The sequence below is a fragment of the Flavobacterium sp. HNIBRBA15423 genome (assembly GCF_052655965.1).
In genome coordinates, this window is the sequence record NZ_CP199751.1 from 3,347,155 (window position 1) to 3,369,629 (window position 22,475).

The following is a 22,475-nucleotide window of genomic DNA, read 5'->3' on the forward strand; positions in this document are numbered from 1 at the left end:
TAATTATAAAATGAAAACTAAATTATCTTTATTATTTGTTATAGCTGTAGGTTTTTTTACAAATGCTCAGAACGAGGCTTGTACAGAAACTTTAAGTTTAATGGCTTCATCTGTTAAAGCTAAAGATCCATCTGGATATGATTATTTGACAACTTTAAGAAAAGATTGTCCGTCTTTTGATAAAAGAATTTACTCTTATGGTGAATTTGCAATCAAGCAAAAAATAGACAATGCAACAGGTGCAGAAAAAGAAAAGTATGTACGTGACTTAATGAAGTTTTATGAGGAAAATTATAAATATTTCCCAAGTGAAGGTGTTGGAGTTGATATGAAAAAAGGATTGGCTTTATTCAATTATAAACTTGGCACAAAAGAAGAAATTTATACTCTTTTAGATAAAGCTTTTACAACAGATAATGCAAATTTTGACTCAACTAGAGGTCTTTATGCTTACTTCGAAATATTTGTAAAAGATTATGAAGCAGAAAATAAAGGAATCGAATTGCAACAAGTATTTGATAAATATGATGACATTTTAGAGAAATTGACTGCACTTGAAAAAGAATATTCTGAAGCTAAAGATGTTTTAATTGCTAAAGAAGAAGCTGGACAAGAATTAGACAGTAAAGAAGCTAAAGCTAAAAGTAGATATGAAGCAAATTTAGAAGACATTGCAACTGTTACTTCTAGTATGGATGCTATTATTGTACAATTGTCTACTTGTGATAAATTAATACCTTTCTATCAAAAATCATTTGAGCAAAACAAAACAAATAAAGTTTGGTTGTTAAGAGCTGCAGACCGTTTAGAAGCAAAAGAATGTGATGGAGATCCATTATTCTCTAAAATATCTGAAGCACTTCTTAAAGTAGATCCAAGTGCTCCTGCTTATGAAAAACAAGGTATAGTAGAATATCAAAAGAAAAATATTTCAAAAGCTGTTGAGTATTTGAATAAAGCAGCTGAAATGTATTCAGATAATTCTAAAAAAGCGAATGTTTATATGAAGATTGCTTCAATTTATTCAAAATCAAACAAGAGTCAATCACGTAACTATGCTAAAAAAGCATTACAAGTAAAACCTTCTTATGGTAAAGCGTATTTATTAATTGCTCAATTATATGGAAGTAGTATTAATGATTGTGGTGCAGATCAATTTGAAAAAAGAGCGATGTACTGGTTAGCGGCTAATTATTGTGATAAAGCAGCAGCAGCAGATTCTTCTTTAAAGGCTACAGCTAGAGATTTGGCAGGAAGATACAGAGCTTCAGCACCATCAAAAACAGAAATATTTAGCCACCCAAGTGGAAATATGTCAGGTAAAAGAATAGCTTTCAACTGTTGGGTTGGAGAAAGCATAACAGTTCCTTCATTATAGAATGAATAAAAAAAATAGAAATAGAATACTTAATATAGTCATGATACTTGGTGTCATGACTATATTTTTTTCCTGTGAAGGATCATTAAAAGATGTACAAAAATTTAATCGTTCTTCTTTTCTTCCTTCTGGTGAAGCTGATTCTATTAATCTAAAATATACCGATTCAGGACGTGTAAAATCAATCTTAACAAGTAAGAAAATGCTTGACTATAGTAATATAGAAAATGCATTTACCGAATTTCCAGAAGGTATTGTGGTAACTATGTTTGATGAAAACAATAAAACCACCATTATAGAATCAAATTACGCAATTACTTACAAAAAAACCGACATAATTGATTTACAAGGAGATGTAACTATAACTTCTCAAGACGGGAAAAAATTAGAAACCTCACAATTGTATTTTGATCAAAAAAACGAATGGTTTTTTACGGAAAAGCACTTCAAATACTCTGATGGCACAGGAGGGTTTCTTCAAGGTCCAGGTGTCGATTTTAGTAAAGATTTTAAAATTTTCAATATGCAAACCAGTAATGGTGAAATTAATAATGTTGATTAAAAAAACAATTTTACTATTGTCAATTTTATTTATTATTTTTGGTAAAAATTAATTAAAATGAAATATACAAAGTATATTCAGTATGTTTATATTGTCTTTGCTGTTTTTTTTGTTTATCAAGCCTTTGTGCAATATCAAAACAACGAAAACTATATTGTCAGTATTCTTTTTGCAGTTCTAGCGACATTTATGTTCTTTTTCAAAAGAAATTTTTACAATAAATATAAAAAAGGTCAAAAATAAAGTATGGGAATAGCCATTATTGTTATTTGCTTACTCTTATCAGCCTTTTTTTCAGGTATGGAAATTGCCTATATTTCTTCCAATAAAGTTTATTTATCTATTGAAAAGAAACAGCACAATTTTAATGCAAAAATTTTATCTAAACTTATAGAAAAACCTTCACAATTCATTACTGCAATGTTGGTAGGTAACAATGTGGTTTTAGTAATTTATGGTATCTATTCGGGAGATTTTTTGATGAATTGGATTACTTCTTTTAGTTACCAATTATCTCCTTTTATAAATCTTTTAATTCAAACAATACTATCAACAGCAATAATCTTAATGACAGCTGAATTTTTACCAAAAGTTTTCTTTCAAATTTATGCCAATTCATTTATAAAATTATTTGCAGCACCAGCCTATTTATTTTACCAATTATTTTATTGGGTGTCAAAATTCATCATTTGGATTTCCGATTTTATTTTGAAAAAGTTTTTTAAAATAGATGGAGATCAAGTTCAAGACTATTTTAGTAAAGTTGAATTAGGAAATTATATTAGCGAACAGATGAATAGTTTTTCAGAACACGATGAAATTGATTCTGAAATACAAATTTTTCAAAATGCATTAGAATTTTCCGAATTAAAAGCAAGAGATATCATGACACCAAGAACTGAAATTTCTGGTGTAGATATTTTAGATTCTGTGACCGAATTAAAAGAATTATTTGTAAGTACTGGTTACTCTAAAATAGTAGTTTACCAAAATTCTATAGATGATATTTTAGGTTATGTTCACTCTTTTGAATTATTTAAAAAACCGAAAACAATAAAATCGGTAATGATTTCTATCGAATATGTTCCAGAAACCATCTATATCAAAGATTTATTGGATATCTTAACAAAAAAGAGAAAAAGTATGGCTGTGATTCTAGATGAATATGGAGGAACTTCAGGAATTGTTACTGTTGAAGATATTATCGAGGAACTATTTGGAGAAATTGAAGATGAACATGATTTAGGCGAAGAATTAATCGATGAAAAAATTGAAGAAGATGTTTATCTTTTTTCGGCTCGACTAGATGTAGAATTTATCAATCAAAAATACAATCTTGATATTCCTGAGAATGATTCTTATAGTACATTAGGCGGTTTTATAGTTCATAATACAAAAGAAATCCCTCAAAACAACGAGAAAATTAAAATTGAAAACTTTGAAATAACCATACATTCTGCCTCAAATAAAAAGATAGAATTAGTCAGACTTTCAATCTTAGAGGAAAAACAATAAAAAAATCATAAAAAATTAATAGAAATTATAGCTTTTCTGTTTTATTATTAAATAGATAATTGTATTTTCGCCCACTGAATTAAATTAATATACAAAATGGCAGTTTTAAATAATATTAGAAAACGTTCTGGATTACTTATCATTATTATTGGTTTTGCATTATTTGCATTCTTAATTCCAGAGTTATTTAAAAGTGGTTTTAGCATAAATAGCAACAACGTAGGAGAAGTTAATGGTACGGATATTGTTGGTCAAGAATTTATGAAAAAAACAGCTCAACTTGAAAAACAAAGTCAGCAAAGTCAACAAGGGCAACCTATGAGTGCTACTCAGGCAATGAACTCTGTATGGGAACAAGAAGTAAGAAGCATTCTAGTAAATGAAGAAATAGAAAAAATTGGTTTAGGCATTGGTAAAGAACAACTAATCAATGTAATCAAAGCAAATCCTTATTTTGCTCAAAATCCTCAGTTTTTAAATGAGGCAGGAACTTTTGATGAAAACAAATTTAAAGAGTTTGTAAAATCTATCAAAAACGATCCAAATCAAGAGCGTTGGATTCAATGGCAAGATTTTGAAAAAGAAGTGGAAAAATCTGCTGTTGAACAATTATATTATAACATGCTTAAAGGAGGAATTTACACTACAAAAGCAGAAGGTAAATTCAAACATGTTTTAGATACTAAAAAAGTAGATTTTGACTATGTTACTGTAGCTTTTTCAACAGTTAATGATGACCAAGTTAAGGTTTCTGATGACGAAATCATGGCTTACATGAAGAAGAATGCAAAAAAATACAAATCAGACTTCACAAGAAATGTTGATTATGTATTTTTCGAAAACAAACCATCTAAAAAAGATGAAAAAGATTTAGAAACTCAATTTTATGGTTACATAAACGGAAAAGTTGACGGAACAGATACAATTCCTAGTTTCAAAGATATAAAAGTAGAAAATGTTGCCGAATTTGTTAATAAAGAATCAGAAACTCCATTTGATTCTACTTATGTTGCAAAAAATAATCTTCCAATTGAATTTCAAGAACAATTATTCAATTTGACTAATGGTGAAGTTTTTGGACCTTATGTAAATAATGGATACCAATCTTTATCTAGAATGATGGGAAGAAAATCAAATGCAAGTGCAAAAGCAAGTCATATTTTATTAGCTTATGAAGGAGCACAAAGTTCTTCTGCTACTAGAACAAAAGAAGAAGCACAAGCATTAGCAAATAGTTTATTAACACAAGTAAAAGCAGATGCAAATAGTTTTGCAGCTTTAGCACAGGCTAATTCAGATGATCCTGGTTCAAAAAACAATGGAGGTGAGTATGACAATATTGCTCCAGGTCAAATGGTACCCACTTTCAATGATTTTGTATTTAATAATTCAGTAGGAACTGTGGGTGTTGTTGAAACAGATTATGGTTTCCACGTTATTAAAGTTTTAGCAAAATACGATGCTGTTCAATTAGCTACTATTACTAAAAAAATAGAGCCATCTGAGCAAACAATCGATGAGAACTATAATATGGCAAGTAAATTTGAATCTGATGTAACTGGTAAAAACTTTGAAGAAGCAGCAAAAAATTCTAAGTTAACTATAGTTCCAGCAACTAATTTGAAAGCTTCAGATGAATATGTACAAGGATTAGGTGCACAAAGAGAGATTGTTCGTTGGGCATTTAGTGATGAAACAAATACAGGAGATGTAAAACGTTTTGAAACAGCAAAAGGTTATGTAGTAGCAACTTTAAAAGACATCAACGAGACAGGTTTATTAAGCATGGATATTGCAAGACAATCTGTAGGTTCAATCTTGAAAAACGAGAAAAAAGCAGAGGAAATTAAAAAGAAAATGGTTGGTACTACTTTAGAAAATGTAGCTAAAGCAACGGGAGGTTCTGTAATTAGTATTAATGATGTAGCTTTAGGAAATCCAACTATTACAAATATAGGTTCTGAACCTAAAGTAGTAGGAACTGCATTTGGCTTAGAAGCAGGAAAAACTTCAGGATTAGTTGTAGGTAATAGTGGTGTTTTCATGGTTAAAACTAAAAAAGTGACTAATGCACCAGAGATTAAAGATTTCTCTACTCTAATTACGCAAAAGCAATCTCAAGAAGCTAACTCAGCACAATCTAGAGCTTATCAGGTTTTAAAAGACAAAGCTGATATAACAGATAATAGAGCTAAATATTAATCACATAAATAGCTTACAATATCAAAATCCCTTGCTTTATTTAAGTAAGGGATTTTTTTTACTTTTAATGATAGTAAATCCTATTGTAAAATGGTTTTAAAGCCTTTTAAGGAGAGTTAATAATAAACCCAGTTTGGTTCAAGTAAAGCAATAAAAGCTTTTGTTAGGCTTCTCTTAATTGGTTTAAACCTATTTACAAAGCAATGAAACCATAAACCTTTCCTTTAAAAGACAGAATGGTCGTTTTTGAAGATCAAATTTTAGAACACGAAGTAAAACCAGTACAAAGAGAACGATTGAGCATTATAGCTTAGTTAAAACCAAGAAATCATAGTTTTTAGGAGCACCACAAAAGCCTTTCAGTAGAAAATTCCACACGCTTTCCGCGTTACACGGTAACTAGCTACAATCGGGGCTAGGTTAGAATTTTAGTCTTTTTAAATTACAATTGATTCAAAAGAAAACAGAGGTAAACTATCAAAAAATTGTGGCAAATTAATTTTAGGAAAAAGATTTGCCACAAACTTGTGGCAAGAACAATTGTGGTAAAATTTTTTGCCACAAAAAAAATGCCACAACTTTTTTTAAAAAATGATTGAATAGAATTTATAAATTCGCCTTTACTTTGTATTTTAAGAAGCGATAAGGAATTATCATTTATATAAAACACAAAGTCACTTTATTGTGGCTTTGTGTTTTATTACCTACGTTGCAAACGCTCTATTTATCTTTTTTTAGTAAGTAGGTACCCGTTAAACGAGCACCAATTTGGACTTTAGATTTGTTCTTTGATAATTTCGTAAACATTAGCTAGAAACATTATCCTAACAATGTTGTCTAACCCTCGAAGGAACTTGAATAGCTACTTATTATTTCTCTTCTAAACTTTCGAAAAGAACTGATTCTGCATTTTCAATATCTTTCATCCCACCAAAATCCCAAATATTTTTAATATGTTTTGATATATTTTTCATAAAAGGATCTGAAGCATTTTTATAATTTGAATAAATAACAATATATGTTAATCGAGCTTTAGTGTTTTCATTTCCTTTAACACATTCATCACTAAACAACTTAATGCTCTCAAAAAAAGAGGTGTCTAAAACAGAATTGTCAAATATACTCCTAGCGTTTTGAATCGCACCATCAAGCTTCGAAAAATCGTATTTATTAAAATTTTTTAAACAATACTTATATATATTTAACAATCTTTCATCTTTTAAATATATATATAAATTCTCATCATAATTAAATTTATTAATTACAGACTCTTTATTAATATTAATATAACTACAATTAAAATTAATTATATCAAATTTTGATAAAAGATTTAACTCATTTATTAATAAAATACAGAATAATTTTTGATGATTTTCATCAACAATTTTATTGTCTCCTTCAAAAACAACATCAATTTCGATTGTTTTATTACTTATAAATTTATCTGAAATAGTTGCGTTTAGATTATATTCATTTAAAAATTTATTATACTCATTATCTAATTTGCTATCATTACACGATGTTAATAAAATAAATAATATTAGTATTTTATAATTTACTTGGGTCAATTTTTTTAATGACTCCACTTCCAGAATTGTTTTTAGCTTTTTTTCCATCTAAATATCTTTGAAATATGTTACTATTTGGGTATTTTTTTACTTTTTCCTTAGCAAACTCTATTGAGTCCTGTTCTGTTTTTAATTTTGAAATTACTTTTGTATCTGAAAAACTTGCTTTTGAAGAAGTTACTGTAGAACTAACTCCAGGGGTAGTGCTAATAGACGGCCCAGCAGCTATGATTCTAAAACTATTATCTATTGCATTTGTATATGTAGTCTCAAATCCCCAACCAATAGTATGAACCGAAACACTAGCTGATACAGTTTCGCCAGATAATACATCATATACAGTTCTAGTTGTCGAGTTAAAACTTAACATTCCAACATCAACAGTTAGCTCAACCCCGCTGCGAAAAGTCTCCTGACTTTGAGCTAAAATATAAAAAATTATTAACTTAAGTATTTGATAAATGAAGATTCTTTTAAAACATCTACCTTATGTATTTCTGCTAATTCAACTGAAACTAGTCCTTCATTATTTATATAATTACTGGCACTAGAATAAATATAATCTTCTATTTTTTTAACTAATCCTAATCGTACTGGATTTATATGTATGTAATCTATCTTTGACCATAAAATTTTTTCAGAATAAAATTTTTCTGGATGATTACCATATTGACCAGCTGGGGTTTAATTATCAAAAGATTATGACAAAATAATTTTAAGAAAAAAGATTTGCCACAAACTTGTGGCAAAAACAATTGTGGCAAAAAATTTTGCCACAAAAAAAATATCATAACTTTTTTAAAAAAATGATTGAATAGATGCATCTTTTAGATTTACAAATCTACCTATACTTTCTATTTTAAGAAACGATAAGGAATTATCATTTATATAAAACACAAAACCACGATGAAGTGGCTTTGTGTTTTATTACCTGCGTTACAAACACTCTATTTATCTTTTTCAGTAAGTAAGTACTCGTTAAACGAGCACCAGTTTGGATTTTTTCATTAAAAACTATTTTTGCAAAAATACACAAAAACCATCTCAAAAAAATTCCTATATTTGAGATAGAAAAACGTTCTTACAAATAGCCGAAAAAATGCCCAATTTAAGCTCAAAAAAATGTCGAAAAGCGCCTAAAAGTGCAATTTTTAGTATTTTTATAACACTGCGAAGCACTGTAAAAACTAATGATCAACGCATTTTGACTACTATCCTTTTGGAATGACCTTGCCAGGCCGCACCAGCTCTAGCACAGCGTATCGTTACGGCTTCCAAGGACAAGAAAAAGATGACGAGTTAAAAGGAGAAGGGAATTCGTTAAATTATACCTTTAGAATGCACGACCCAAGAGTGGGTAGGTTTTTTGCAACGGATCCGTTAGATTTTAAATACCCTTTTTATTCACCATATCATTTCAGTTCAAATTCTCCTATAATGTCTATTGAATTAGAAGGAATGGAATCATCAAAAATTGTTAATGAAGCTGAAAAATATATAGGAACCCCTTATGAATTTGGAGGAAAAAATCCAGTATCAGGCAGTATAGGTTTTATTTCTCAATCAAATGAAAATAAAAATATTTGGGTAAATACTATTAGACCAGATTTGAGAGACATATCAAATTATCATCCAAATCATTATAAAAAACAAGGTAATGAAGTCTGTACTCCTAATGATATATGGACTCAATATTATGAAATTGTGAGTTCAATACATAACAGTTATTCGATTCCTAATGGGTATTCAATTGGAATTGATTGCTCTGGCTTAATTAAAAAAGGTTATGCATTAGATAAAGAGTTGTTACTTGGAAATAAGCTTCCTGATGGCTCATCTGTACAGATGAATTTTTTCAAAGATGGAGAAAAGCTACATATGGCATATGTTCATAATAATCCAGACTTAATATCAGAAGGTGATTTTGTTTATTATCTAGGTCATGTAATGATTGCAACTGGAGAAGTAAAAAGAGATATAAATGGAAAGATATCTTCTTTTAAAACAATAGAAGCTAACAGTACAGATGTAGGGACTGTTGAAATGTGGAGAAATGTTAAATATGATAAAAATGGTGATTTATTAAAATATACGTTTGCTCACCCACATAGAGTAACAGATAAAGTATATACTTCATTATATCCCGAAATATTTACAGGTAAAAAGGTTTGGGAAGGTCCATTACCTGAAGGTCAAATCAGAGAATCATATGAGACTTATAATGAAGATAGAACAAAAAATAATTTAATTCAAACCGAAGTTAAAAATGAAAATAAATAATTTTTTATTTAGTAAATGTTTTTTATTTTTTCTTCTTTTAGGTTGTATGAAATCTAGAAATAAAGAAGATTCAAATATTAAATCTGAGTTTAATGATAGTATTAATTTTATAAGAGATGAATTAAAAGAAGAAAAAACTGCTGAAATAATAGCAAAAAAAGACACTCTTTCTTTTTTGGAATTATTATTGTCTTATCAAGCAAATTCTTCTACATTACCTAAGAAAATTGTAAATGATCTGTTTTTTATTAATCCTTTTTCATTTGAAAAATTTGATTACAGTATTAGTAACATGATTTATTATAAAAATGAGACTTATTTAATTATTTACCAAATCTATGGTTATAATTGTAAAATGGAATACTCTTTCGTTTATGATTTTAATCAAAATATAAAAAATGGTAATACAATAATGATAGGAGAAACATGTGATTCAGATTCTGAAACGGATACAATAGGAGTCTACAATTATCAAATAGATAAAAATATAATTACTATTAATCATGAAAAGTACATTTCAGGGGAAAAGATATCTAATTCCTTTGATAAATATAAGTTTGATAAAGATGGAGTTATCTTGTTAACCCCCAGCTCTCCCCGCACTCCGAAGAGTTCTAAATAAAACACACAAGCTCTGCGATCCCAGCTCTCCGAAGAGTTCTAAATAAAACGTGTACGCTCTACGAGGTCTCCTGACCTCGTAGCACAATACAAAAGACAAAGCCCACCTATTTACTGAAAAAGATAAATAGAGCGTTTGTAACGCGGGTAATAAAATACGCTCTAAGAGATCTCCTGAACTCGTAGCACAATACAAAAACACAAAGCTACTTTATTGTAGCTTTGTGTTTTTTATAAATGATTATTCTTTATAATTTCTTAAAATAGAAAGTATAGGTAGATTTGTAAATCTAAAAGATGTATCTATTCAATCATTTTTTTAAAAAAGTTATGACATTTTTTTTGTGGCAAAAAATTTTGCCACAATTGTTTTTGCTAGAAGTTTGTGGCAAATCTTTTTCCTAAAATTAATTTGTTCCCTAGCTGGTGCGAGCGTCTCTAAATAATCGGCAACGCTACTGCGAGCTTCTAGCTCGTGGACATAAAGTATATAAAAAACAAAAGCAACTTTTAAACGAGTTGCTTTTTTATATCATAAAAATCAATTATAAACTCTATTCTCTTGTTCAGCTACTCTAATAAAAGTAGTTCTTTTTGTTAGCTCTTTTAATTTAGAAGCACCTACATAAGTACATGTACTTCGTAAACCACCTAAAATATCCTGAATGGTATCTTCCACTTTTCCCTTAAAAGGGACTTTTACAGTTTTACCTTCACTGGCTCTATAATTGGCTACTCCACCTACATGTTTTTTCATGGCTGTTTCCGAACTCATACCATAAAATTGTTTGTATTTTTTTCCGTTCTCTTCAATTAATGCACCTCCACTCTCTTCATGCCCAGCAAGCATTCCTCCTAGCATAACAAAATCGGCTCCTGCTCCAAAGGCTTTTGCTACATCTCCTGGAATGGCACAACCACCATCGCTTATGATTTGTCCGCCTAATCCATGTGCTGCATCTGCGCATTCTATTATAGCAGAAAGTTGTGGATAACCTACTCCTGTTTTTACACGAGTGGTACAAACAGAACCTGGACCAATTCCTACTTTTATAATATCTGCTCCAGCTAGTAATAATTCTTCTACCATTTCTCCTGTAACTACATTTCCAGCAATAATTACTTTATCTGGAAAATTTTTACGTGTTTGTTTTACAAATTTTACAAAATGCTCCGAATATCCATTAGCAACATCAATACAAATAAATTTGAGTTGGGGAAAAATAGTAAAAATCTCTCTTATCTTTTTCTCATCTTCTTTTCCTGTTCCTGTACTTACTGCAATATAATTAAAGACCTCATCTGAAACCATATTTAAAAAATTCTTCCAATCGGAGATAGTATAATGTTTATGAATCGCGGTAAATATTTTATGCTTTGCTAATGCGATTGCCATTTCGAAAGTGCCAACAGTATCCATATTAGCTGCCATTATGGGAACACCATTCCAAGTTACTGAACTATGTAAAAATTTGTAGTTACGTTCCAAATCTACTTGTGCTCTACTGCTTAATGTAGAACGTTTAGGACGAATCATAACATCTTTAAATCCTAATTTCAAATCGGTTTCTATTCTCATTTTTATAGTGCTTTATTCAAAAGTATTATTTTCTTTTATTAATACCAAAATGATTTGGTATAACAATATTTTTATGAGAATTTGACTTAATAACCTGATTTTGTTTGCTAATTTAGCAATAGAAGTTATTTACAACACCATTTCCTCATAACTCAAAATCGTAGTATAACCTTTACTTATAAAATAATCTGTTGGGTCATTTTTTGAAACTACCATAACAAAATCGCCTCCCCAAGCTCCAAGACTTTTTACTACTCCTTTGAAATCGTGGAAAAGTTTTTCTTTTACAGTTTCAGTTTCTAATACATCGCTCATGATGGCTTGGTGTTTTTCCATTAATAACGCAAAGTCTCTTCCCTCTTCTACTTGAATGACTTCTTGTGTAATGGCATTTATTTTTGTAATTACTTTATCTACTCTATGTTGTTTTGTAATGTAATTAGAAATAGCGGATTTGCTACTTTGCTTTTTGTTAAGATATACAAAGTGAATGTTCTGTTTAAAAGGTGGATCGAAAGGTACTATTTCAGTGGTAGGTTTCCCATTTTCTATGGCATACAAAATAGGCTCATTATTTTGAGCACAAGCCACATCATAACCACTTCCACCAAAACTTTTTTGTAATAATTCAAATGCATCTATTTGCAACCATTGACCTATATTATTAATTAAAGTAGATGATGTTCCTAAACCCCAAAGTCTGGGAAAGGTTAAATGACTTTCTATCACATAGCCATTACTATTTGTAAGGAAGTTTGGACTTTGAATAAAAGCTTGGTGCAAAATCTCTAATAAGGTATTTTTTATTTTAGAATTTGATTCTTGTATTTTTTTAAATTGGATTTCTTCGAATGTTAAGACATCTTGAAACCAAATTGTTTCATCGGAATCAAAACTTTTCCAATGAATTTCTTTATTACTGCCTGAATGGACTACTAAATTTTGTCCGAACTTAGTAGGAACTGCTAATGCTTTTGCTCCATCTAAGACTACATATTCTCCTGTGAACAATAATTTTCCATTGCTATAAAAGGTTTGTTTTTGCATGTTTATTGTTTTTAGCCCTGATTGAAGCGGCATCCTTTTATAACCTCTCAAGGTTATAAAAGATACAGCGTAAAGCAGGAAATAGCTCCTAAAAAAGTATTATCTTAAACTTTCTAAATAATCTACTACTAAGCTATGAGAAATAGTTGTGTTTTTAAAATAATCTAACACTTGTATTTTTTCTTCTTTAGTAGCTTGATGCTGATTTAAAATGTTATTAATGTGCATTTTCATGTGTCCTTGCTGAATTCCAGTTGTTGTTAAAGAACGAACTGCTGCAAAATTCTGTGCCAACCCTGTAACTGCAACTATTTTCATTAATTCTTCTGCACTTGGTTGTCCCAACATCTCTAATGAAAATTTCACTAAGGGATGCAACGTGGTTAAACCTCCAATAGTTCCTAAAGCTAGGGGAACTTCTATCCAAAAGGTAAAAATATCATCTTCTATTTTAGCATGTGATAAACTACTGTATTGTCCTGATTTACTAGCATAGGCATGAACTCCTGCTTCTATTGCTCTAAAATCGTTTCCTGTAGCAAGAACAACTGCATCGATACCGTTCATTATACCTTTGTTATGTGTAACGGCTCTGTATGGCTCAATTTCGGCAATTTTAATTGCGTTTACAAATTTTTCAGCAAACTCTTTTGAATCGATTGAAGTATCTTCGCTCATTTGTGAAACGGGACAAGAAACCTCAGCTCTTACTAGACAATTAGGCACATAGTTACTCAAAATACTCATGATAACTTGAATATTTTTTTCGTCTTCATTAAAATCTGAATATTCTTGTGCTTCGTTTTCTAAAGTTTTTGCAAATTGCTCTAAACAAGTATTTATAAAATTGGCTCCCATACTGTCTTTTGTATTAAAAGTAGCATGAAGTTGGTAATAATTATTTAATTCGGTTGTTTTATCTTTTAATTTGATATCCAAAATTCCTCCTCCACGTTTTTGCATATTTTTTGTAAAAGCCTGAGTATTTGCAAAGAATTTTGGTTTTATTGTTTCAAAAAATGAATGTAATTTTTCGAAATTACCGTTAAACAGAAAATGAACTTGACCTATTTTTTCTGTACTAATTACAGTTGCCTTAAAACCACCTCTTTCTCCCCAAAACTTAGCTGCTTTAGAAGCTGCAGCAACTACAGAACTTTCTTCGATAGCCATAGGAACAGTATAGCTTTTGTCGTTTATAACAAAATTAGGAGCTACACCATAAGGCAAATAAAAATTTGTTAGTGTGTTTTCTATAAACTCATCATGTAATTTTTGCAAATTTTCACTTTCATTCCAATACTGTGTAACTATTTGCTTAGCTTCCGTAGGATTAGAAAAATAGGTTTCAGTAATCCAATTGATTTTTTCTTCTTTAGATAATTTTGAAAAACCCTTTATGTTTTGAGTCATAAACTATATATTCTTTAAATGACTGCAAAGATACTAAACGGAAATTTTATGAACCGTTTTTATCCATTTTATTACTGTTTTTTCAAAATATTCTTTATCAATAGGTTTTAAAATGAAATCATTCATACCAATGTCTAAACATTTTTCTTTTTCTCCTGTAATAACTCCTGCCGTGAGCGCAATTATGATTACATCTGTATTTATTTTTCGTATTAATTCTGTTGCTTCATAACCATTCATAACTGGCATTTGAATGTCCATTAGGATTATTTCTGGATTTGCTTTTTTGAATACTTCTACGGCTTGGAATCCATTAGAAGCTTCTGAAATAACTGCATTTGGAAATGCTTTTGAGACTAAAGTTTTTGTAAGCAACATATTAACTTTATTATCTTCAACTACTAAAATATTGATTTTATTTTTGTTGTCATTTACCAACGTAAAATCGATAATTTCATTATCTAAAAAAGGATTGTTTATTTTATTCAAATAGTTTTGAAGAACATTTATTTTTAAAGGCTTTATAATATTATGAATGTTCTTAAAATCTTTGTTTGAAATGAAATCGGAAGTTGAATTTTGCATAATAATTAAATGTCTGTCTTGATCTTTACTAACAACATCGATTATTTCATGAGTATTTTTTTTACCTAAAAATTCATAATCTATAAGTATGAGGTCATATTCTTCCTTATTTGTTATTATATTAAGTAAGTCTACTTTTGTTGAAATCGTTTTACAGGGTAGATTTAAAGAACGAAACATTCTTTCAATGACTTCACAAACTAAAAGATTGTCTTCTATTATAAGTGCTTTTTTAAGTTTATTATTATTTAAAATATTTTTATTACCACATGGTTCTGTTTTCAGTTCTACTTCAAAACTAAAACTACTTCCTTTCTTTATCTCACTATTTATCTCTAATTGAGCGTTCATCAATTTCAAAAGGCTATTGGTAATGGATAAGCCTAGACCTGTGCCTCCAAAATTTCTTGTAGTAGAACTATCTTCTTGTGAAAAGGCTTCTAATATTTTACCTTTATTTTCTGGTTTTATACCTATTCCTGTGTCTTTTACTTCAAAACGTATTTTTGATATGCTTTTCTTAATTTTTGAAGCTGTTATATTTAACTCAATCTGTCCTTTAAGTGTAAATTTAACTGCATTGCTGAGTAAGTTTTGCAAAATTTGTTTTAAACGAACTTCATCTGTCCATATATCACATTCTATATGTTCTTGAACGTTTACAATAAGTTCTATGTTTTTTTGATGTGCTGTAAATTTAACCATATCTACAGACTGATTGATAATACTGTGTAAACTAGTTTTGCTGTTCTCTAAAGATAATTTACCTGCTTCTATTTTTGATAAATCTAAAATATCATTAACCACATCTAATAATGATTCTGCAGACTGATTTACTGTTTGTAAATATTGTTTTTGAACTTCTGTAATTCTAGTATTAAGGAGTAATTTACTAAATCCAATAATTCCATTTAAAGGTGTTCTTATTTCATGACTCATATTTGCCAAGAACTCAGATTTTGCTCTATTTGAGGTCTCTGCTAATTCTCTTGCTAAAATAGCTTCTTCTGCTTTTTTCTTTTCTGTAACATCTATTAAAACTCCTTCTAGATATTCAACGGTATCATCGACCATAATGGCTTCACCATGTTCTTCAATCCATATTACTGATCCGTCTTTTTTGATTAATCTGCTTGTTACTAGAAAGGATTTCTTATTTTGTATTGCTTTATCTATTTCAAGAAGAGCTCGGTTTCTATCATCTGGATGATATAATTCATGAAGCCTTACTTTTTCTGTAAAAAAATCTTCTTTTGAATAACCTGTTAATTTTTCAAATTCATCATTAAGAAAGATTTTTGTTCTCTTTTCATCAAATTTAACTAGATAAACTCCACCTGGAATATTGTTAGCTAATAACTTAAATTTCTCCTCACTTTCTTGAAGTCCTTTTTTATTTTTAATTCTAATAATTGAAGTTGCAATATTATTTGCTAATGTTTCCAAGATGATTATTTCTTCCTTATCCCAAAGTCTAACTTCTTTAAAATTATCAAACCCTAAATACCCTATTAATTTATTTATATGAAAAACAGGAATCAGTAGAGCCGAAAGTATTCCTCTGTCTTGCAATCTTTTTTTATGAACTTCATCAGTTACATTTTCTGTTATGATCTGAAAAGATTTATTTTTAAATAAAGCATCAAATATTTGTGGGTATTCTGAAGTATTTAAACCTTGAAAATTGGGATTATTAATATTTAATGTTTCATCTTTAACAAACCACTCAAATTTTTGATTAACAATTTTTTGTTCTGGGTCATATTCATAAAAACAAACTCTATCAGATTCAATTGCTTTAGTAAAACCACCTAAAGTTTTATCGAAAATTTTATCAATATCATCTTTTTGAAGTAGTTTATTAGTGTATTTAGACAAATGTGTTAATATATTATTTTTATATATGATTTGCTCTTCTAGTTTTTTTGTGTTTGTAATATCTCTCAATACACATGAAAAACCAGTTAAATTATTATCTAAATCTCTTTTAATTCTAACTTTTTGAGAGAACCAAACCATTTTTCCTGACTTAGCTTTAACTGGTATAACATAAGCTTCAAAATCATTTTGTTCAGGGTTTTCCGGAATATAAAATTTTAATGCTTTATTTTTCTCTTCTGGTGTTAAAAAACTAGTAAAATGAGATCCAATAATTTCTTCTTTTTTATATCCTAAGATACGAAGTGCTGCATCATTAATAATTGTTATAAATCCTTGTTTATTAGCATCATAAATGATATCTGGTGCATTTTGAATTAAGGTTTGATATTCATATTCAGCAATTATTTTTTGAGTAATATCATGACCTGTTGCTATAAACAAATCATCTGAGTATTTAAAATCGCTCCATTGAATATATTTATAATCACCGTCCTTTGTTTTTAACTTTCTAACGTGAACAATATTAGGCTGAAATTTAATATTATAATCTATCATTTCAAACTCTTTATCTTCTGTTAGGTTCCAAAATTCATACCCTAATACTTGATCAGTTGTATAACCTAATATTCCAGATATAGAATCGCTACAGAAAACAACATTACCATATTTATTACACGCAATAGTAAGAGAATTTGACTGATTAATAATGTTATTTGTAAAAACTAATTTATCATGAGTATTTAAAAAATTAATTCTTCTATAAAAATTTATAATTGTAATTATGAATGAAGCGCTTAGTAACTGAATGTAAATACCTTTGTTCTCGTCTTCCAAAATTAAAAAACATAGTACTAAAGAGACAATTATAACAGTGTAAACAATGTAATTTTTGAATTTTTTAAAAACATTATAAGAGAAGAAAAGTAATAGTAAAAATTCGGAAAAATTAACAAAATTGATTTCAGAATAAGTTAGATTATTTAAAACAACCAATGTAATAAGAATGAAAAAGAGTCTAAAAATCCATTCTAAATTTTTCTTTATTTTATTTATATAAGAAAATAGATATAGAAAAACAGAACAAAAACCAATAATAATTTTTGTAATAACCTCATTTTCATTATAAATCTCAAAAACAAAATAAGCTATTTGTGTAGTAATAATTATTATTCCAAAATATAAGAAATAATTTTTTAAATCATACTGTAATTCATTCTCCGATATATTTTTTACAAAATCCTTGTTATATTTAGACGAATCTCTAACAAGATAGTTGAAAGCAAAAATTGTTAATGAGCAAATAAGTAAAATAAACCACCAAGTCGTATAAAAAGGGGTTTCAATGACAAATGAATAGTATGTAACATTTCCTAAATCATTTCCTAATGGATCAACTTCTTTTACATAAAATCTATAATTACCAGGTGTCAAATTATAATAACTTATATCCTTGTTTTTCGAAGGTTTGGTCCAAAAATCATTTAACCCTTTAAGTTTATAAGAATAATAGTTGTTTTGAGCTAAAGAACTATTTATTTGACCAATATGAAAACTAAGTGAATTGTCAGAATGACTAAAACTATGATTTTCATTAGGAACGTTAAAATATTTATTTTCGTTATCTTTTACATCATAATCTTTATTATTTACAAGTAATTTTGTTATGTATATAGGTGCCGCTCTTTGAGATTTGTTTAGATTTTGATTTTTTAAATAATATTTATATAATCCTTTTACTGTACCAAAATAAATATTCCCTTCAGAGTCAATATAGTCTGATTTAGTATTTGTCTCAATTCCATCAAACATATTACTGGAATTCAAACTCTCTACATTTATTATTTCTCCATTTTTACCCGAAGTAATTCTTTCTAATCCTAAATTTGAACCAACTAATACATTATCATTTATTCCTGTTAAGGTGTAAATTAATGTTGACGAAAGACCATCGCTAGTTCCAAAAGATTTTATTTTATTTTCCTTATTTATTGAATAAATTTTATTTTCACCAGCATACCACAACGTATTGTATTTATCTTTTGCGCTTAAAAACAATAATTTATCCAGTATCTTTTTTTTAACTTTAAATTCTCCATTTTCGAAACGCAAAGCATACAAACCTAATCCTGTTGCCACAAACCATTCATTTTCACTGACTTGTTCAACATTGTATGTATTTGTGACTTTAGTATTCTTAAAAAAATGGCTAATTATATTATATTGAGAATCTAAAATTAGAAGACCATCACCTATTGTTGTTACCCAAATACGATTATTTTTATCTTTCTTCAATGTTGAAACAGTAATATTTGGTACTATTTCATTTATCGAGTCATTGCTATAAGTGTAAAGTCCTTTATCTGAACCTATAAGTAGTTTTTTATTTACATCTAAAAGAGCACTAACATTTAAATTAAATTTTATTTTTTTACGGAATTCTAAATTAAAAACATCTTTTTTCTTAAAAGCATTTAATCCATAATCTCTACTGTAAACAAATAAATCTTCATTATGTTCTGCAACAGCAAATATTGATTTCGTACTTAATTCTGGTAACTCACCATACTTAACAAATGTTTGATTGCTAAATTGAATAACTCCAAGAGTTATTGAACCTAAAAACAAACTACTATTTTCAACAAATATTTCATTTATTTCTGTATTCGGAAATCCATTTTTTGTATCTATTATAACATAATTACCACTCTTATAAACAATTCCTATTCCTTCAAAATTTTTACCAGAAATCCAAATATTTCCAGAATCAGCTTTATAAATATTATTTATGTAAAGATTTTTTCCAGAATAATCCTTAATTGTTGTGATTAATCTATTGTAAATATATTTACCCTTACTAAAATGAACGATATAAATGTTACCTTCTTCATCACCTACATAATTAAATGTATTCTTATTTTCAGTAATACAAATATCCTTATCTTTAAAATCAAGTAAAAAAAAATTATTATTAACATATTGAAACAATCCTTTATCAGTAGCTATTAATAGACTATTATTTTCTAATTTACTGACAGAATTTATTTTAGTAATTTTATTTCCTTCAATATTTAAAAGTGGGCGAATTGTTGAATTTTGTTCAATAACATAAATTCTATTTGGACTTATTCCATAAACTGTAGTATCAACTTTAATGATTTTATCAATTTTATCAACAGATTCATTAACTGACAAATATTTTACACTTTTTGTAAATTTTTTACCATTAAATACTAATAAACCTCTATATCGTGTAAGTAAGAGAAGTTCTCCATCATTTTCAACAATATCAGTTATAAAAAAATTCTCTATATCATTGAATTTATTATAATTAATAAAACTATTCCCATCATAGCGAATTAAACCAGTTCCATTAGAGCCATACCAAAGTAAGCCATTACTGCATTTAAATATTTTATTAACTGAAGAAGAGGGAAAACCTTTTTCCTGATTTATTATTTCAAAGTTATATTGCTGACTATAATTTGGAAAACTAATCAGAAATAAAAGTGAAAATAGAATTAAATGGTAAAGTTTAATCATATTCAGGAAATAGCAGGTAGTTAAGCTCGTAAAAATACAAAAAAAATGCATCTTTACCAAAATAAGTTAAATTTGATGGATATTTGATAAAAAATCCCTATTATTGGGGGTTTTTTAATAAATAAAACAATATGACAGTTAAGAAAATTACTACCTTATTTTTACTAATCGCTTCTTTTTCAATAGTTGCGCAACAAAAAATAACACTCGAAGAGATTTGGTCTGGTGCCTTTAAAACAAAGGGGATGGATGAACTTCACGCCATGAAAAACACAAATCAATACACAGTATTAGATTTTAACAGAACCTCTAGAAGCATGCAGATTGATTTGTATGATTTTGCAACCTTAGAAAAGGTATCTACTCTAATTGACACAAAAGATTTTCAAGAATTATCTTCAATAGATAGTTATACCTTTGATAAAACAGAATCTAAAATACTGTTAGCAACAAAATCTTCCCCTATTTTCAGACATTCTTTCACTGCTGATTATTTTATTTACGATATTAAAAGTAAATCATTAAATAAATTTACTGACAAACAAATTCAAGAACCCACTTTTTCATCAGATGGTTCCAAAATTGCGTATGCTTTTGAAAATAATTTATATGTTTATGATGTAATGACACAAACTCATTTGCAAATTACTCAAGATGGAAAGAAAAATGCAATAATTAATGGAATTACTGATTGGGTTTATGAAGAAGAATTTGCATTTGTAAAAGCTTTTGACTGGAACAAAACTGGGGACAAAATTGCCTTTATTCGTTTTGACGAAACCGATGTGCCAGAATTTTCAATGGATATATATAATGAAGGATTATACCCTACGCAATATGTTTTTAAATATCCTAAAGCAGGCGAAAAAAACGCAATAGTTTCTTTACATATCTATGATTTAAAAACAAATAGTAGTTCTAAAATTAATTTAGGTAATTATACTGATTTTTACATCCCAAGAATAGAATGGACAAATGAAGCAAATACATTAAGTGCGCAAGTGATGAATCGTCATCAAAATAATTTAGACTTACATTTTATTGATGCTACTTCAGATAAAACGAAAATCGTTTTAAACGAAAAAGACAATGCTTATATTGATATTACAGATAACTTAACTTTTCTAACAGATAATAGTTTTATTTGGACCTCAGAAAAAGATGGTTATAATCACATCTATCATTATGACAAAAATGGAAAGTTACAAAATCAAATAACTAAAGGAAATTGGGAAGTAACCTCTTATTATGGATATGATGAAAAAAATAAAACAATATTTTATCAGTCTGTAGAAAATGGTTCAATAAATAGAGATGTTTATTCCATAAATATAACTGGAAAAAACAAAAAAAGACTAACAAACAAGACAGGTACAAATGATGCCACTTTTAGTCCAAATTTCCAATATTTTATTACTTCTTATTCAAGTGCCATTAATGCTCCTCTTTACACTCTAAATGAGTCTAAAACAGGAAAAGAATTAAAAAAAATCCAATCTAATGAAGATGCAGAAGAAAGATTAGCAAAGTACAATATTGCTCCAAAAGAGTTTTTCACTTTAACCACTACTAAAGGACACACTTTAAATGCTTGGTCAATAAAACCAAAAGATTTTGATGCATCAAAGAAATACCCTGTATTAATGTATCAATATTCTGGACCAGGTTCACAACAAGTTGCAAACCAATGGAACTCTTATAACGATTACTGGTATTATATGTTAGCTCAAAACGGCTATATTGTGATATGTGTTGATGGAAGAGGAACAGGATTTAAAGGTGCTGAGTTTAAAAAATGCACCTACAAAGAATTAGGCAAATATGAAGTAGAAGATCAAATTGACGCTGCTAAAGAAATTGCAAAATACAATTATGTAGATGCATCAAGAATCGGAATTTGGGGTTGGAGTTATGGAGGATTTATGAGTAGTAATTGTATTTTAAAAGGCAATGATGTATTTAAAACTGCAATTGCCGTTGCACCAGTTACTAGTTGGAGATATTATGATAGCATTTACACTGAAAGATACATGCAAACTCCACAAGAAAACGCAAGTGGATATGATGATAATTCACCTATTAATCATGTAGAAAAACTAAAAGGGAATTACCTCTTAATACATGGAACAGCTGATGACAATGTACATGTTCAAAATACAATGAAAATGATTGAAGCTTTAGTACAGGCTAACAAGCAATTTGATTGGGCTATTTATCCTGATAAAAATCATGGTATTTATGGTGGAAAAACTAGACTTCAACTATATACAAAAATGACTAATTTTTTACTAGAAAAACTATAAT

At 28.5% G+C, this 22,475-nt stretch carries 12 protein-coding genes and 1 pseudogene; 7 read left to right on the forward strand and 6 right to left on the reverse strand.

Going from position 1 to position 22,475, the window contains the following annotated elements:
* The first annotated feature begins 10 nt into the window (after positions 1–10).
* From ACULEV_RS15005 to ACULEV_RS15020, 4 genes are all read left to right on the forward strand, one after another.
* Positions 11–1,378, forward strand: a complete 1,368-nt coding sequence (locus tag ACULEV_RS15005) for a tetratricopeptide repeat protein (RefSeq protein WP_445455855.1) — start codon at positions 11–13, stop codon at positions 1,376–1,378.
* 40 nt (positions 1,379–1,418) lie between these two features.
* The gene (gene lptC, locus ACULEV_RS15010) at positions 1,419–1,940 is read left to right on the forward strand and encodes an LPS export ABC transporter periplasmic protein LptC (RefSeq protein ID WP_445458556.1); all 522 of its coding nucleotides are present in this window, start codon (positions 1,419–1,421) and stop codon (positions 1,938–1,940) included.
* 246 nt (positions 1,941–2,186) lie between these two features.
* Positions 2,187–3,455 (forward strand): hemolysin family protein, encoded by a 1,269-nt coding sequence (locus ACULEV_RS15015; RefSeq protein WP_445455856.1) that lies wholly within the window; start codon positions 2,187–2,189, stop codon positions 3,453–3,455.
* A 96-nt stretch (positions 3,456–3,551) separates the two neighbouring features.
* Positions 3,552–5,657, forward strand: a complete 2,106-nt coding sequence (locus tag ACULEV_RS15020) for a peptidylprolyl isomerase (RefSeq protein WP_445455857.1) — start codon at positions 3,552–3,554, stop codon at positions 5,655–5,657.
* Between the two features lie 869 nt (positions 5,658–6,526).
* Here the strand turns inward: ACULEV_RS15020 and ACULEV_RS15025 are convergent.
* Both ACULEV_RS15025 and ACULEV_RS15030 read right to left on the reverse strand, forming a co-directional pair.
* Positions 6,527–7,273 carry a hypothetical protein gene (locus ACULEV_RS15025; protein ID WP_445455858.1) on the reverse strand — a complete coding sequence of 249 codons (747 nt, stop codon included), beginning with the start codon at positions 7,271–7,273 and terminating at the stop codon, positions 6,527–6,529.
* Positions 7,206–7,595, reverse strand: a complete 390-nt coding sequence (locus ACULEV_RS15030) for a hypothetical protein (RefSeq protein ID WP_445455859.1) — start codon at positions 7,593–7,595, stop codon at positions 7,206–7,208. The genes ACULEV_RS15025 and ACULEV_RS15030 overlap by 68 nt, the downstream gene beginning before the upstream one ends.
* 851 nt (positions 7,596–8,446) lie before the next feature.
* Between ACULEV_RS15030 and ACULEV_RS15035 the strand changes: the two are divergent.
* Together ACULEV_RS15035 and ACULEV_RS15040 are read left to right on the forward strand one after the other, a co-directional pair.
* Positions 8,447–9,505 (forward strand): annotated as a pseudogene (locus tag ACULEV_RS15035) (RHS repeat-associated core domain-containing protein); the annotation flags it as partial.
* 46 nt (positions 9,506–9,551) lie between these two features.
* A complete protein-coding gene (locus tag ACULEV_RS15040) occupies positions 9,552–10,127 on the forward strand; it encodes a hypothetical protein (protein ID WP_445455860.1) in 576 nt (191 codons plus the stop codon).
* Between the two features lie 540 nt (positions 10,128–10,667).
* Here ACULEV_RS15040 and ACULEV_RS15045 read toward each other — a convergent pair.
* The 4 genes from ACULEV_RS15045 to ACULEV_RS15060 form a co-directional block, all read right to left on the reverse strand.
* Positions 10,668–11,705 carry a GMP reductase gene (locus ACULEV_RS15045; RefSeq protein ID WP_445455861.1) on the reverse strand — a complete coding sequence of 346 codons (1,038 nt, stop codon included), beginning with the start codon at positions 11,703–11,705 and terminating at the stop codon, positions 10,668–10,670.
* A gap of 129 nt (positions 11,706–11,834) precedes the next feature.
* Positions 11,835–12,752, reverse strand: coding sequence for a GYDIA family GHMP kinase (locus tag ACULEV_RS15050; RefSeq protein ID WP_445455862.1), 918 nt, complete (start codon positions 12,750–12,752; stop codon positions 11,835–11,837).
* A 99-nt stretch (positions 12,753–12,851) separates the two neighbouring features.
* Positions 12,852–14,165, reverse strand: coding sequence for a hydroxymethylglutaryl-CoA reductase, degradative (locus ACULEV_RS15055; protein ID WP_445455863.1), 1,314 nt, complete (start codon positions 14,163–14,165; stop codon positions 12,852–12,854).
* Positions 14,166–14,198: 33 nt separating this feature from the next.
* A complete protein-coding gene (locus ACULEV_RS15060; RefSeq protein ID WP_445455864.1) occupies positions 14,199–20,171 on the reverse strand; it encodes a PAS domain S-box protein in 5,973 nt (1,990 codons plus the stop codon).
* Positions 20,172–20,302: 131 nt separating this feature from the next.
* Here ACULEV_RS15060 and ACULEV_RS15065 point away from each other — a divergent pair, with 131 nt between their 5' ends.
* Positions 20,303–22,474, forward strand: a complete 2,172-nt coding sequence (locus tag ACULEV_RS15065; protein WP_445455865.1) for a S9 family peptidase — start codon at positions 20,303–20,305, stop codon at positions 22,472–22,474.
* Position 22,475 lies beyond the last annotated feature (1 nt).

Coding starts and splice junctions, on each gene's coding strand:
- ACULEV_RS15005 (WP_445455855.1), top strand. CDS start 11: ATGAAAACTAAATTATCTTTATTATTTGTTATAGCTGTAGGTTTTTTT.
- ACULEV_RS15025 (WP_445455858.1), bottom strand. CDS start 7,273: ATGGAAAAAAAGCTAAAAACAATTCTGGAAGTGGAGTCATTAAAAAAA.
- ACULEV_RS15040 (WP_445455860.1), top strand. CDS start 9,552: ATGAAATCTAGAAATAAAGAAGATTCAAATATTAAATCTGAGTTTAAT.
- ACULEV_RS15015 (WP_445455856.1), top strand. CDS start 2,187: ATGGGAATAGCCATTATTGTTATTTGCTTACTCTTATCAGCCTTTTTT.
- ACULEV_RS15045 (WP_445455861.1), bottom strand. CDS start 11,705: ATGAGAATAGAAACCGATTTGAAATTAGGATTTAAAGATGTTATGATT.
- ACULEV_RS15020 (WP_445455857.1), top strand. CDS start 3,552: ATGGCAGTTTTAAATAATATTAGAAAACGTTCTGGATTACTTATCATT.
- ACULEV_RS15065 (WP_445455865.1), top strand. CDS start 20,303: ATGACAGTTAAGAAAATTACTACCTTATTTTTACTAATCGCTTCTTTT.
- ACULEV_RS15050 (WP_445455862.1), bottom strand. CDS start 12,752: ATGCAAAAACAAACCTTTTATAGCAATGGAAAATTATTGTTCACAGGA.
- lptC (WP_445458556.1), top strand. CDS start 1,419: ATGATACTTGGTGTCATGACTATATTTTTTTCCTGTGAAGGATCATTA.
- ACULEV_RS15055 (WP_445455863.1), bottom strand. CDS start 14,165: ATGACTCAAAACATAAAGGGTTTTTCAAAATTATCTAAAGAAGAAAAA.
- ACULEV_RS15060 (WP_445455864.1), bottom strand. CDS start 20,171: ATGATTAAACTTTACCATTTAATTCTATTTTCACTTTTATTTCTGATT.
- ACULEV_RS15030 (WP_445455859.1), bottom strand. CDS start 7,595: ATGTTAAGTTTTAACTCGACAACTAGAACTGTATATGATGTATTATCT.